This is a genomic window from Acidovorax sp. GW458-11-26-14-TSB4, from assembly GCF_059423865.1.
This window is the reverse complement of the sequence record NZ_JBWKYR010000001.1, coordinates 497,785-509,893: the sequence shown is the minus strand read 5'-3', so window position 1 is coordinate 509,893 and position 12,109 is coordinate 497,785. Positions and strand designations below refer to the sequence as shown.

General features: G+C 65.1%; 14 protein-coding genes and 1 pseudogene. 6 read left to right on the top strand and 9 right to left on the bottom strand.

Translation table 11 applies throughout. The features are described from left to right. Positions 1-117: 117 nt before the first annotated feature. Positions 118-582, top strand: a complete 465-nt coding sequence (locus tag AC07X5_RS02425) for an EF-hand domain-containing protein (protein WP_494768922.1) — start codon at positions 118-120, stop codon at positions 580-582. A gap of 80 nt (positions 583-662) precedes the next feature. Here the strand turns inward: AC07X5_RS02425 and AC07X5_RS02420 are convergent, their stop codons facing one another. The 5 genes from AC07X5_RS02420 to AC07X5_RS02400 all read right to left on the bottom strand — a co-directional run bounded on the left by AC07X5_RS02420 (position 663) and on the right by AC07X5_RS02400 (position 4,444). Continuing rightward, positions 663-1,406 (bottom strand): amino acid ABC transporter ATP-binding protein, encoded by a 744-nt coding sequence (locus AC07X5_RS02420; protein WP_409962776.1) that lies wholly within the window; start codon positions 1,404-1,406, stop codon positions 663-665. Between the two features lie 31 nt (positions 1,407-1,437). Beyond that, entirely contained in the window at positions 1,438-2,094 is a 657-nt protein-coding gene (locus tag AC07X5_RS02415; protein WP_409962753.1) for an amino acid ABC transporter permease, read from the bottom strand. A gap of 6 nt (positions 2,095-2,100) precedes the next feature. Beyond that, entirely contained in the window at positions 2,101-2,775 is a 675-nt protein-coding gene (locus tag AC07X5_RS02410; protein ID WP_494768921.1) for an amino acid ABC transporter permease, read from the bottom strand. Between the two features lie 68 nt (positions 2,776-2,843). Next, on the bottom strand, positions 2,844-3,656 hold the full coding sequence (locus AC07X5_RS02405; protein ID WP_494768920.1) for a transporter substrate-binding domain-containing protein: 813 nt from the start codon (positions 3,654-3,656) through the stop codon (positions 2,844-2,846). Further along, positions 3,653-4,444: a GntR family transcriptional regulator gene (locus tag AC07X5_RS02400; protein ID WP_409962747.1), complete on the bottom strand. Its 792-nt coding sequence runs from the start codon at positions 4,442-4,444 to the stop codon at positions 3,653-3,655. The genes AC07X5_RS02405 and AC07X5_RS02400 overlap by 4 nt, the downstream gene beginning before the upstream one ends. A 198-nt stretch (positions 4,445-4,642) precedes the next feature. Between AC07X5_RS02400 and AC07X5_RS02395 the strand changes: the two genes are divergently transcribed. After that, a complete protein-coding gene (locus AC07X5_RS02395; protein WP_494768919.1) occupies positions 4,643-6,067 on the top strand; it encodes an FAD-binding oxidoreductase in 1,425 nt (474 codons plus the stop codon). A gap of 134 nt (positions 6,068-6,201) precedes the next feature. On the opposite strand, the gene AC07X5_RS02390 is transcribed toward AC07X5_RS02395, so the two are convergent. Next, a complete protein-coding gene (locus AC07X5_RS02390; protein ID WP_494768918.1) occupies positions 6,202-6,804 on the bottom strand; it encodes a hypothetical protein in 603 nt (200 codons plus the stop codon). After that, entirely contained in the window at positions 6,795-7,949 is a 1,155-nt protein-coding gene (locus AC07X5_RS02385) for an AAA family ATPase (protein ID WP_494768917.1), read from the bottom strand. The genes AC07X5_RS02390 and AC07X5_RS02385 overlap by 10 nt, the downstream gene beginning before the upstream one ends. A gap of 135 nt (positions 7,950-8,084) precedes the next feature. On the opposite strand from AC07X5_RS02385, the pseudogene AC07X5_RS02380 reads away from it, so the two are divergent. The 3 genes and pseudogenes from AC07X5_RS02380 (at position 8,085) to AC07X5_RS02370 (ending at position 10,683) form a co-directional block, all read left to right on the top strand. Continuing rightward, a pseudogene (locus tag AC07X5_RS02380) lies at positions 8,085-8,913 on the top strand (IS30 family transposase). A 254-nt stretch (positions 8,914-9,167) separates the two neighbouring features. Next, entirely contained in the window at positions 9,168-9,917 is a 750-nt protein-coding gene (locus tag AC07X5_RS02375) for a hypothetical protein (protein ID WP_494768916.1), read from the top strand. A gap of 25 nt (positions 9,918-9,942) precedes the next feature. After that, positions 9,943-10,683, top strand: a complete 741-nt coding sequence (locus tag AC07X5_RS02370; protein ID WP_494768915.1) for a metallophosphoesterase family protein — start codon at positions 9,943-9,945, stop codon at positions 10,681-10,683. A 9-nt stretch (positions 10,684-10,692) separates the two neighbouring features. Here AC07X5_RS02370 and AC07X5_RS02365 read toward each other — a convergent pair whose 3' ends face one another. Both AC07X5_RS02365 and AC07X5_RS02360 read right to left on the bottom strand, forming a co-directional pair. Then, positions 10,693-11,037 (bottom strand): antibiotic biosynthesis monooxygenase family protein, encoded by a 345-nt coding sequence (locus tag AC07X5_RS02365; protein WP_494768914.1) that lies wholly within the window; start codon positions 11,035-11,037, stop codon positions 10,693-10,695. Next, positions 11,034-11,378 carry an NIPSNAP family protein gene (locus tag AC07X5_RS02360; RefSeq protein WP_494768913.1) on the bottom strand — a complete coding sequence of 115 codons (345 nt, stop codon included), beginning with the start codon at positions 11,376-11,378 and terminating at the stop codon, positions 11,034-11,036. The genes AC07X5_RS02365 and AC07X5_RS02360 overlap by 4 nt, the downstream gene beginning before the upstream one ends. Positions 11,379-11,766: 388 nt before the next feature. On the opposite strand from AC07X5_RS02360, the gene AC07X5_RS02355 reads away from it, so the two are divergent. Then, the gene (locus AC07X5_RS02355; RefSeq protein ID WP_409962736.1) at positions 11,767-12,090 is read left to right on the top strand and encodes a YnfA family protein; all 324 of its coding nucleotides are present in this window, start codon (positions 11,767-11,769) and stop codon (positions 12,088-12,090) included. The last annotated feature ends 19 nt before the right edge of the window (positions 12,091-12,109 follow it).

The following is a 12,109-nucleotide window of genomic DNA, read 5'->3' as shown; positions in this document are numbered from 1 at the left end:
CCAGGAGTTACACCGGGCTGGCAAATGTAGGCGCAGGCAACAGCAGGCAAAATGACTGGCCTCGAAATGCGGCCTGCGGTGCAATGGCAGCCTGTTCAACTTCGGAGCACACCACCCATGAAGACCTCAACGACCGTGAACACCAAACCGCTCAAGGCCGCCCACCCCTTCGATGCGAGCAGCGCCCTGCTGTTTGCCGTGCTTTCCATCGGTGCCTTCGCCGTGGCGCCCTATGCCCATGCGCAGGGTGCCAGCAGCAACAGCAACCCGCCGCTGACCGCCCCCGCCAGCAACACGGCGCGGCCTGCAGCAGCACCCGGCGTGGGCGTGACCCCGCCCATCCCGCACACTGCCACCACTCCCTCTCCCGCCCTGGCGCCGCAGCTCGGCGGCACGGCACAGCAAGTGCAGAACTCGCAGGCCGGCGTTGCCTTTGCCCGGGCCGATGCCAACCGCGATGGCCAGTTGAGCCCGCAGGAGGCCGTGATGCTGCCCGCCATCAGCCAGAAGTTCGAGGCGCTGGACCGCAACAAGGACAAGTTCCTGTCGCTGGAAGAGTTTGCCCTGGCCACCAAGTCCTGACCGCCGCGCCCCCGTTCTTTCCTTTTCTCTCATTTCCAAGGCACGCTGCGGCGTGCCTTTTCCGTGGCCGGTTGATTGCTTCAGTCGTGCAGCGACGACAGGAACTGCTGCAGCTCCGGCGTCTTCGGGCTGCCGAAAAGCTCGGCCGGCGTGCCGGTTTCGTGCACGCGGCCCTGGTGCATGAAGACCACGCGGTCACTGACCTTGCGGGCGAAGGCCATCTCGTGCGTGACCATCATCAGCGTCATGCCTTCGAGCGCGAGCGATTCGACCACGCGCAGCACCTCGCCCACCAGTTCCGGGTCCAGCGCCGAAGTGATCTCGTCGCACAGCAGCACCTGCGGTTCCATGGCCAGGGCGCGCGCAATGGCCACGCGCTGCTGCTGGCCGCCGGAGAGCTGGTCGGGCATGGCGTCGAACTTCTCGGCCAGGCCCACGCGCGCGAGCAGCTGGCGCGCCTGCTCGGCGGCGGCCTTGGCATCGCGCGCCTTCACCAGCGTGGGCGCCAGCATGATGTTGCGGCCCACGGAGAGGTGCGGGAACAGGTTGAAGTTCTGGAAAATCATGCCCACCTGCTGGCGCAGCGCTCGCATGGCGGTGGGGCTCTCGTGCATCAGCTTCTGGCCGTTGACGCTGAGCGCGCCTTCCTGGAACACCTCCAGCCCGTTCACACAGCGCAGCAGCGTGCTCTTGCCCGAACCGCTCTTGCCGATGATGGCGATCACCTCACCGCGCTGCACCTTGAGATCGATGCCCTTGAGGACTTCGTTGGTACCGTAGGACTTGCGCAGCGCCGTGATGTCCACGATGGGACGGCCCGGCATGGCATCGGAAGGAGCGGCGGCGCTCGGGGTGTCAGTGGCGGTTGCTGCCATGGAGTTTCCTTTCGAGGGACTGCGCCACCAGGCTCACGGGGAAGCACAGCGCAAAGTACATGAGGGCCACGCAGGCGTAGACCAAAAAGGGTTTGTAGGTGGCGTTGGAGATCATGCTGCCGGCCTTGGTCAGCTCCACGAAGCCGATCACCGAGGCCAGCGCCGTGCCCTTGATCACCTGCACCAGAAAGCCCACCGTGGGCGGCACGGCGATGCGCAGCGCCTGCGGCAGCACCACGTGGCGCAGCTGCTCGCGGAAGTTGAGCGCCAGGCTCTGCGCGGCCTCCCACTGGCCCTTGGGGATGGACTCCACGCAGCCGCGCCAGATCTCGGTGAGGTAGGCGCTGGTGTAGAGCGTGAGTGCAAAGGCCGCCGCTGTCCACGGCGAGGTCTTGATGCCGAAGAGCGCAATGCCGAAGTAGGCCAGGAACAGCTGCATCAAGAGCGGCGTGCCCTGGAAGACCTGCACATAGGCGCTGATGGCGCGCTGCGCGCCGCGCAGCTTGGACAGCCGCAGCACCAGCAGCGCCATGCCCACGATGCCACCGCCGATGAAGGCGATGAGCGAGAGGCTCACCGTCCAGCGCGCGGCACCGAGCAGGTTGCGCAGGATGTCCCAGATCGAAAACTCAACCATGGTGAATTACCTTCCTACGAGGAAACGCGCACCCACCCAGACCAGCAGGCGCCGGGTGAGCATGGACAGCGCCAGGTACACGATGGTGGCCACGATGAAGGCCTCGAACGCGCGGAAGGTGTTGCTGGAGATCAGGTTGGCCGCATAGCTCAGCTCGGGCGTGGAAATCTGCCCGCACACGGCCGAGCCCAGCATGACGATGATGATCTGGCTCACCATCGCCGGCCACACCTTGAGCAGCGCCGGCGGCAGTACCACGCGGCGGAAGGTCTGGCCCGGTGTCAGGGCCAGGCTGGCCGCGGCCTCGACCTGGCCGCGCGGCGTGGCCTCGATACCGGCGCGGATGATCTCGGCAGAGTAGGCCCCCAGGTTGATCACCATCGCCAGCACCGACGCCACTTCGGGTGTGAGCTTGAGCCCCAGCGCCGGCAGCCCGAAGAAGATGAAGAACAACTGCACGATGAAGGGCGTGTTGCGCACCAGCTCCACATACGCGGCCACGGTCCAGCGCAGCGCCGCCGGGCGCGGGCCCAGGTTGCGTGCCCGGGCCCAGGCGCAGGCCGTGCCCAGCAGCAGCCCCAGCACTGTGCCCACCACGGTGAGCCCTATCGTCCAGGCCACGCCGCGCAGCAGCATGGGCCACTGCGAGAACACGGCAGAGAAATCCAGTTGGATCAGCATGGTGGGCGTGCCCTGCCACGCTCATCGCGCGACAGGCCTGTGCAAAGGGGTCGAAGGGGGCGGACGTCTTACTGGGGCAGGTCGCCTGCCGGACGGCCCAGCCACTTGCTCGACAGCTTGTCGATGTCGCCGGACTTCTTGGCCTCGGCAATGATCTCGTTCACGCGCAGGCGCAGCTTGTCCTCGCCCTTGGCCACGCCGATGAAGTTGGGGCTGTCCTTGAGCAGCAGCTTGTACTCGGTGGCCAGGTTCGGGTTCTTGACCATGATGGTGCCGGCCGTCGATGCGCTGGTGGCAATCGCCTGCGTCTGGCCCGAGACGAAGGCCGAGATGCTGGCGGCATGGTCCTCGAAGCGCTTGACGTCCACGCCGGGAGGCGCGACCTTGGCCAGCTCCTGGTCTTCCATGGCGCCGCGCGTCACGGCCACCGACTTGCCAGCCAGGTCGGCAAAGCTCTTGATCGACAGGCTCTTGCTCGCGAACACGGCCTGGAAGAAGGGCGCGTAGGCGGCGGTGAAGTCGATCACCTTCTCGCGCTCGGGGTTCTTGCCCAGGGTGGAGATCACCAGGTCGGCCTTCTGCGTCTGCAGGTAGGGGATGCGGTTGGCGCTGGTCACGGGCACCAGCTCGACCTTCACGCCCAGTTTGGCGCCGATGTAGTTGGCCATCTCCACGTCCAGGCCCTGGGGCTTGAGGTCGGTGCCGACAAAGCCGTAGGGCGGGTAGTCGGTGGGGATGGCGATCTTGATCTCCTTGGCCTTGAGCACGTTGTCCAGCGCATTCTGGGCGTGCGCGGCGGGGGCCAGCAATGCGGCCATCAAGCCGGCGGCGGCCAGCAGGCCCAGGGTGGAACGGCGGGTGGTGGATGCGCGGGGGGTCATAGCAGGGCTCCTAGGTAGGGGGATGTGTCGTCGGGCGGGGTGGAATCGGACTTTTTGGCAGCGGCCTTGCCGCGCGGTGCGCGCGCCTTGGCAGGGATGTCGGGGGCCACAGCAGCGCTCTTGCGCACCGGCGCCAGCGCGTCGCGCAGCTCGGCCAGCGGGTCGTGGGCTGCCTGCAGGCGCAGCGCGTCCTGCACGGTGCCGATGTGTTCGGACATCAGGGCCTCGGCGCGGGCGATGTCGCCGGCCTCCAGCGCCTCGACGATGCGCACGTGGTCGGCGCAGGACTGGGCCGCGTCGTGCGAGGACTGGTAGAGCATGGCGATCAGCGTGGTGCGCGCCGTGAAGTCCCGCAGCGTATCGGCCAGCAGGCTGTTGCCCAGGCACTCGGCCAGGCACACATGGAAGTCGCCCAGCAGGAAGCTGCGCGCCCCCACGTCGCTGCCGGCCAGCGCGGCCTTCTCGCGCTGCAGATGGTTCTTGAGCTGGCGCACGGCCGCCTTGTCCACCACCTTGAGCTGGTGCAGCAGGCCAAGCTCGATCACGCGGCGCGCCTCGAAGGCCTCGCGCGCTTCGTCCTCGGACGGCTCGATCACGTACCAGCCGCGGCGCGCGCTCACGGTGACGATGCCGCGTGTGGACAGCCGCGTGAGCGCCTCGCGCACGATGGTGCGGCTGCAGTCGAACAGCATGGCCAGCTGCTGCTCGCCCAGGCGCGAGCCAGGGGCGAGCTTCTGGGCCATCACGGCTTCGATGATGCGGTTGCTGATGTCGGTGGCGGAGGTCATTGCCACCAACCTTTGCAGCTTCCGTGCCAACTGGTATACAAGTGGAATGCACCAGCTTGGCGCACCAATGGGATGCGCAGGCAGCGTTCGCCGCACTATGGCGGCGCACACGGCAGTCAGGTTATCCACCAGCCGCCCCGCGTTTGGGCGGGGCGCCCTAAAATGAATCCACATCCAGATTCCGCCCGGAGACACGCCATGAACGCCCCCACCGCCGCCTCGCACCTGCTGCCAGAAATCCACCTGCGCGAGGTGCCCCAGGCGCTGATCGACGCCCTGCAGGCGCGCTTTGGCACGCAATGCTCCCTGGCCCAGGCGGTGCGCGAGCAGCACGGCCGCGACGAGGGCTCGCTGCAGGCACCACCGCCCTCGGCCGTGGTGTTTGCCGAAAGCACCCAGGATGTGGCCGATGCCGTGAAGCTGGCCGGCCAATATGACGTGCCGGTGATCCCCTACGGCGCGGGCTCCTCGCTCGAAGGCCATCTGCTGGCCGTGCAGGGCGGCATCAGCATCGATGTGAGCCGCATGAACCAGGTGCTGAGCATCGACGCCGAAGACCTCACGGTGACCGTGCAACCCGGCATCACGCGCAAGGCGCTCAACGATGCGATCAAGGACACGGGCCTGTTCTTCCCCATCGACCCCGGCGCCGACGCCAGCATCGGCGGCATGAGCGCCACGCGCGCCAGCGGCACCAACGCCGTGCGCTACGGCACCATGCGCGAGAACGTGCTGGCGCTGGAGGTGGTCACCGCCAGCGGCGAGGTCATCCACACCGGCACGCGCGCCAAGAAGAGCAGCGCGGGCTACGACCTCACGCGCCTGATGGTGGGCAGCGAGGGCACGCTCGGGATCATGACCCAGATCACCGTGCGCCTGTACCCGCTGCCCGAGGCCGTGTCGGCGGCGATCTGCTCCTTCCCGAGCATCGAGGCGGCCGTGCGCACCACCATCCAGACCATCCAGCTCGGCGTGCCCATCGCGCGCGTGGAGCTGATCGACCACAACACAGTGCGCATGGTGAATGCGCACAGCAAGCTCGGCCTGCGCGAAGAGCCGATGCTGCTGATGGAATTCCACGGCTCGCCGTCGAGCGTGAAGGAGCAGGCCGAGACCGTGCAGGAGATCGCCAGCGAGTTCGGCGGCAATGCCTTCGAATGGGCCAGCACGCCCGAGGAGCGCACGCGCCTGTGGACCGCACGGCACAACGCCTACTTCGCCGCCGTGCAGAGCCGCCCCGGCTGCCGTGCCATCAGCACCGACACCTGCGTGCCCATCAGCCGCCTGGCGGACTGCCTGCTCGACTCGGTGGCCGAGGCCGACGCCAGCGGCATCCCCTACTTCCTCGTGGGCCACGTGGGCGACGGCAACTTCCACTTCGGCTACCTGCTGGACCCGAACATCCCCGAAGAGCGCGTGACCGCCGAGGACCTGAACCACAAGCTGGTGGCACGCGCCCTGGCGCTGGGCGGCACCTGCACCGGCGAGCATGGCGTGGGCCTGCACAAGATGGGCTTCCTGCTCGACGAGACCGGCGCCGGCGCGGTGGACATGATGCGCGCCATCAAGCGCGCGCTGGACCCCAAGAACATCCTGAACCCGGGCAAGATCTTCGCGCTGTGAGGCTGGCCTCTTCCGATCCATTAGTTCCGGCCGAGGCTCACCAGATCTTTCAAGCTGCCGTAGCGAAGCCCTGCTCACGACCGCATCACGACAGGCCTGGTCTTGACAAACAGACCATGCGATGTGCTTTCCGCTTACAGTCGCTTTACCAGCTCACTTAAACGCACACGGGCACGCTGCAGACTTGGCGAACGTTGCGCGGCACGTTCAGGATCCCACTCTTCCCTCACCAATGCAGTAAGCCGGCTGTTGTAGCCGATACCTTGGCTTGCCACAGCACCGGACTGCCGGACGATATCTTCGCGAATTTGGCGGGGAGCAAATTTAGCCAATCCCAGTAGATGGCTTTTAGGATCAGGCAGCTTGTCTGGCTCTGGCGGCAGCTTGCTTTTTGGCCCCACCAACCGTCTCATCGCCACATGATCAGCCAAGATCCAGGACTCCACCTCTCGAACAGCCACACGAAACAATAGATTTTCAGGAGCAGGCTTCGACCCTAGCCAGTCTCGCTTCAACGCGCTCGGACATTCCAGTCGGTCCAGATCGGTGATGAGCAATACGGCCTGCCTTGTTGCGAGCTCACGCCACTTGGACATGCCTGCGCGAAGGTAGCCAAAGCCATCTCGCCGGAGCAGAGGACTGGGTGTGACCTCAAAAGGAAGTTCCTTCAAGAGTCGCAGTCCCACCGCCTCACTCAATGCATCCTCGGTTGCAAGCGCAACATAGGTCATTGCCACAAACCCAGCTGATTCACCGACAGAGGACGTGTCTTGGGCAACATCACTTCTGCCACAGACAGACCTGCCTCCATTTCCATGGCCTCCTGCTGGGTCACTGTACGGGCGGTCGAGCCTTGCTCCCCCGTTTCCAGAATAACTACCCCTCTTCCGTCAATGCCGGGGTTGCTGAGCAGCGCTTCACTGTGCGTACTGAGGAAAATCTGGCGGCGGACCTTCTTGTTCCGTTGGAGCCGTTGCAGTATGAGAGGAATCTCCTTAACGATCGAATCGTTGAGCGAAATCTCTGGCTCCTCTAGCAGCAGCAGCGAATTGCCTTCCAGCAGTGTCCACAGCAGCCCCAGAAGGCGCAGCGTTCCGTCTGAGAAATGCTCCTCTGACTGCCATCCCGCATTCGGCCTGTGGTGTACATAAAGCGCTTCCAAATGTGGACGCCCCAGCTGGTCTTGTGAAAACCGCAGTTCAGCAAATTGCGGTACTGCCAGCTTCAACGCAGCACCGATCTTGTTAAGGCGCGCAGTGCGTGTCTTTTCAGGCGTTTTAGCGATACGCTCCAAGAACCCCTGTCCGAAAGGATCATCCTCAATGCGATTTCCGCCCATCTTGTCAGCGAATTTCAGCAGCTGAGGCACAAGATGCAAATATGTGATCGTGCCAAAGAATTCCGCCAATTCTCGAAACTGGCCGTTGGCACCGATCTGCTCCAAGCGGGTCTGGGTCAGCAATACGGGATCTGCTTTGTCTGCTTTGTCTGGTCTCTGAAAGAGGCAGCGTTTGCCTTCCCATACCTGTTCATTGGAAACAAGTATTCGCTGAGCCCCTTTGCCCTCGGGCTTGAATCCCAATACGTAGCGCCAAGTGACCTCCGAGTCGGCAGATGGGGCTAGCTCTATATCGATCAATACCTCGTTATCAGTCCGCGCGTGAAGACAGCGCAGCTTGCTGATTCCGTCCCGTTCGGCAACTGCGGTCTGAAGACCACCTCCCTTGGATTTGCTGACGTCCCGCAAGAACCGAAATGCATCCAGAAGATTTGACTTACCCGACGCGTTGGGCCCCAAAAGATAAGAGACTTCGCGCAGCGGCACATCGATCAATCGGAAGTTTCTCCAGTTCTTCAGTTTCAGCCGGGTTACCAACATCATTCTTCTCCTTAGTTCCTGCGATGGCGCACGTTTGCCCTACCGGGCAACGCGGGTTCAAGGGAGGATTATCTGTTTGAAATTGTGGGCGGATTCAAAACTGAAGTGCAACACCTGCCACCCCTGTAAGCTCCGCAGATGCACTCCCCCTCCCGTTCCAGCCACTACAGCCAACTGCAGCCCGAAGACCGAGTCACCACCGCCAGCCTGAAGCAGCAGAACGTCAGCATGCGTGCCATCTCAAGGCAACTGGGGCGCGCACCAGCCACCATCAGCCGGGAACTGCAGCGCAATGGGTACCCATCGGGCCATCCATCGCATGATGACAGCGCCAAGGCGCAGCACCTTTGCCACCTTGCGGCACGCCCACAACAAGCGCGTGCCGCGCAGCAAGGGCAAGGACCGCAGGGGCCAGATTGCGGACATGCTGAGCATCCATGTGCGTCCTCCAGAGATCGAAGACCGCCAGTTCCCGGGGCACTGGGAAGGCGACTTGATCAAGGGCGAAGGCAATGCCAGTGCAATAGGGACGTTGGTGGAACGCACCAGCCGATTGGTCATGCTAGTCAAGCTCCCTGGGTTCAAGCCGGCCAGTGCTGCCTACGTCTTGCAGGGCTTCACGGACAAACTGCTGGGCATTGCCCAGCCGATGCGCCTGCGCATGACGTAAACCCAAGGCAGGGAGATGGGCATGCACAAGAAGCTCAGCGAGCAAACCGGCATAGCGGTGTACTTCTGCGACCCGCACAGCCCCTGGCAGAGGGGCTCCAACGAGAACATGAATGGCTTGGTGCGACAGTATCTGCCCAAGGGGACGGACCTGAGCATCTACAGCCAGGAGCAACTCGATGCGATAGCCGATGAGATCAACGACCATCCAAGAAAAGAGCTGGGGGTACGATCACCGCTGGCCGTGTACCGCGAGTTGCTGATCAACAACCCGCAGCACTCCACCCTTGCTCATTGAAATCCAGGGTGTTGGACTTCAGTTTTGAATCCGCCCCCCTCATTCGCCAACCGAGTCAGGCTGACCCCCCCATGCATTGGATCCACAGGCACGACTTGGGCCAAGACGTATTGGTGCTCTGAGACTGCGATGAAGGCGCTTTGTGCGGCATAAGTCACGCAAGGGCACGCGGATGCAGTTCCCAACGTGGGCACAGCGGACTGGTGGCGTATCGTGACGGATTTCGGATCCTTTCCTGCACCCTGCCCGCCTCTATGCACCAGCTCATCCGCCCGTTCATTTTGGCCATCGCCCTTACCGGCAGCCTGCTCTTCGCAGCCCTCCTGCTCGTGTCCGTGGCCAAGCCGACCTGGGTGGAGCACCAGGCCCGGGACCTGATCCGCGGGCAGATCGAGAAGAAGACCGGCGAGAAGATCGCGGCGCTGGACGCCAACTTCCTCGACGGCCGGGCCCGCGCCCTGCTGCAGGACCATGAGCGCGAGATCGCGGCCGCGCGCCGCGCCCTCACCGAAGGCCTGCCCGTACGCATCGCCGCCATCGCGGCCCAGATGGGTGTGCCTGACTGCGAGTGCCGCACGCGCTACCGCGAAGGCACGGAGCTGCGCCTGGGCACCCTGCAGCAGATGCAGGCCCAGCTCACGGCGCTGATCCGCAGGCAGTACCTGGACACCGCCGACCAGCTGCAGCGCGAGTTGCGCATCTTCAGCGGTGCAAACGCGCTGGCCTTTGCCCTGCTGGGCGTGGCCGCGTTGCGCCGCCCCGCGGCTCGGATGCAGCTGCTGCCTGCCGCGGCCACGCTGCTGCTGGCCACCCTGGTGGCCAGCGGGTTCTACCTGTTCGGGCAGAACTGGCTGCACACCATCGTCTTCGGCGACTATGTGGGCTGGGCGCTGCTGGGCTATATTGGGCTGGTCTATGCATGGCTGTGCGACCTGCTGTTCAACCGGGCGCAGGTGACCGCCCACCTGCTCAGCAGCGCGGGCGGCAGCGTCTCGCCCTGCTGACCCCCCGAAGCAACAAGACCCCACCATGCGCATCGCCTTCGTCTCCGACATCCACGGCAACCTCGCGGCCCTCGAAGCCGTGGCGGCGGACATCGCGCGCCGCGGCGCCGACCGCGTGGTGAACCTGGGCGACAACCTTTCGGGCCCGCTGCTGCCGCGCGAGACGGCGCAGTGGCTCATGGCCTCGGACTGGCTGTCGCTGGCGGGCAACCACGAGCGCCAGGTGCTGCAGCTGCGCCCCGGCCACGGCGGACCATCGGACCAGTACGCGCACAGCCAGCTCACCGAGGCGGAGTTCGCCTGGATGCGCAGCCTCACCCACACCTTGCGCCTGGGCGAAGACGTGCTGCTGTGCCACGGCTCGCCGCGCAGCGACCATGAATACCTGCTCGAAACCCTGGACGGCCATGTGGTGCGCGCCGCCACCCCGGCTGAGATCGAAGAGCGCCTGTCGGGCCAGTACGCACCGCTGATCGCCAGCGGCCACACCCATGTGCCGCGCCAGGTGCGCCTGGGCGCGGGCATGCTGCTGGTCAACCCCGGCAGCGTGGGCCTGCAGGCCTATGGCGATGACCACCCCGTGGAGCACAAGGTCGAGAACGGCACGCCCGATGCGCGCTATGCCATCGCGCAGCGGACTGCGCAGGGCTGGAAGGTGGAAAACTTCACCGTAGCCTATGACCACGAGTCCATGGCCGCTCGGGCCGAGCAGCATGGCCGGCCCGAATGGGCCCACGCCCTGCGCACCGGCTTCATGCCAGCGTAGCCGGCTGTTTCAGCCGTGCTTCGCGCGGGAATCCGCAGGCGCCTGGTCCCGCTCGTTCATGCCGTAGTCACGCACCACCGCCGCCACGCGCAGCCGGTAGTCGGCGAACACATGGTCGCGCCCCGCCGCCTGGGTGCTGCGGTGCGCCTCCTGCTGGCGCCAGCGCGCCACGGCCTGCTCGTCGCGCCAGAAGGACAGCGACAGCAGCTTGCCCGGCGTGGCCAGGCTCTCGAAGCGCTCGATGGAGATGAAGCCGTCGGTCTGCGCGAGCAGCGGCTTGAGCGCTGCGGCTGCATCCAGGTAGGCACCGCGCTGGCCGGGCGCGGGCGTCACCTCGAAGATCACAGCCATCATGGCGTGGCCTGCTGCGGGTGGGCCGGCAGGCCCAGCGTCCCTTCCACGCCCTGGGCGAAGGTGCGCTCCTCGCGCAGGATGAAGCGCTTTTCCTGCGCGAAGGCAAAGTTCGCACGGCCCTCAGCATCGCTGCGCAGGCGCGCACGGTAGGCCTCGTAGGCGGCCAGCGAATCAAAGCCGATCAGGCCCCAGGCCTCGTAGTTGCTGCCCTCGTGCGGCAGGAAGTAGCCCAGCAGGTGGCCGCCGCAGCGGGGAATGATCTGGCCCCAGCGCCGCGCGTATTCGGCGAACGTGTCGCGCTGGAAGGGGTCGATCTCGTAGCGGATGAAACAGGTGATCATGATAGAGAACCTGGTCAAGGTCACTTTTGAGGCCGCGCAAGTCCCTTTTCGGGATGGGATGCAAGGCGCGGTGCGCAGCCGATAGCCCGTGCTATCGGCAAGCGCCGCAACGCCGCAGACCGCCCGAAAAGTGACTTGCCCTTCGGGTTGGAGTGAAATCGGGCGATTGGACGCCCCGGCTGCTTGCATGGGCATGAGCCCATGCGGCGCATCCGAAGCATCCACTCATCCCGATTGCACTCCAACGCGGCTGCAAAAGTGACCTTGACCAGGTTCTTAGCCTTTCGTGGGAACAGGCTTCACGATAGGCGCTTGACCGGCTCCGATGCTTCGCCCACCATCGAAGCATCATGAAGAACAAGACCGCCCCGCTGCCACGGCCCTCCGCATGAAGACCCTGCTGCTGTTCATCGCCACGGCGCTGGCCGAGATCGTGGGCTGCTACCTGCCCTACCTGTGGCTCAAGCAGGGCAAGCCCATGTGGCTGCTGCTGCCCGCCGCCGCAAGCCTGGCACTGTTCGCCTGGCTGCTGACCCTGCACGACACGGCCGCCGCCGGCCGCGTGTATGCCGCCTATGGCGGCGTCTACATCGGCGTGGCGCTGGCTTGGCTTTGGGCGGTGGACCAGATCCGGCCCACGGCATGGGACGTGGCCGGTGTGGCCGTGGCACTGGCGGGCATGGCCATCATCATGTTCCAGCCCGCGCGATAGCGGCGGCCAGCGCCGCCGC

Excerpts from the sequence above, each read along its gene's own strand:
- AC07X5_RS02425 (WP_494768922.1), top strand. The coding sequence starts at position 118 with ATGAAGACCTCAACGACCGTGAACACCAAACCGCTCAAGGCCGCCCAC.
- AC07X5_RS02420 (WP_409962776.1), bottom strand. The coding sequence starts at position 1,406 with ATGCCGGGCCGTCCCATCGTGGACATCACGGCGCTGCGCAAGTCCTAC.
- AC07X5_RS02415 (WP_409962753.1), bottom strand. The coding sequence starts at position 2,094 with ATGGTTGAGTTTTCGATCTGGGACATCCTGCGCAACCTGCTCGGTGCC.
- AC07X5_RS02410 (WP_494768921.1), bottom strand. The coding sequence starts at position 2,775 with ATGCTGATCCAACTGGATTTCTCTGCCGTGTTCTCGCAGTGGCCCATG.
- AC07X5_RS02405 (WP_494768920.1), bottom strand. The coding sequence starts at position 3,656 with ATGACCCCCCGCGCATCCACCACCCGCCGTTCCACCCTGGGCCTGCTG.
- AC07X5_RS02400 (WP_409962747.1), bottom strand. The coding sequence starts at position 4,444 with ATGACCTCCGCCACCGACATCAGCAACCGCATCATCGAAGCCGTGATG.
- AC07X5_RS02395 (WP_494768919.1), top strand. The coding sequence starts at position 4,643 with ATGAACGCCCCCACCGCCGCCTCGCACCTGCTGCCAGAAATCCACCTG.
- AC07X5_RS02385 (WP_494768917.1), bottom strand. The coding sequence starts at position 7,949 with ATGATGTTGGTAACCCGGCTGAAACTGAAGAACTGGAGAAACTTCCGA.
- AC07X5_RS02375 (WP_494768916.1), top strand. The coding sequence starts at position 9,168 with ATGCACCAGCTCATCCGCCCGTTCATTTTGGCCATCGCCCTTACCGGC.
- AC07X5_RS02370 (WP_494768915.1), top strand. The coding sequence starts at position 9,943 with ATGCGCATCGCCTTCGTCTCCGACATCCACGGCAACCTCGCGGCCCTC.
- AC07X5_RS02365 (WP_494768914.1), bottom strand. The coding sequence starts at position 11,037 with ATGATGGCTGTGATCTTCGAGGTGACGCCCGCGCCCGGCCAGCGCGGT.
- AC07X5_RS02360 (WP_494768913.1), bottom strand. The coding sequence starts at position 11,378 with ATGATCACCTGTTTCATCCGCTACGAGATCGACCCCTTCCAGCGCGAC.
- AC07X5_RS02355 (WP_409962736.1), top strand. The coding sequence starts at position 11,767 with ATGAAGACCCTGCTGCTGTTCATCGCCACGGCGCTGGCCGAGATCGTG.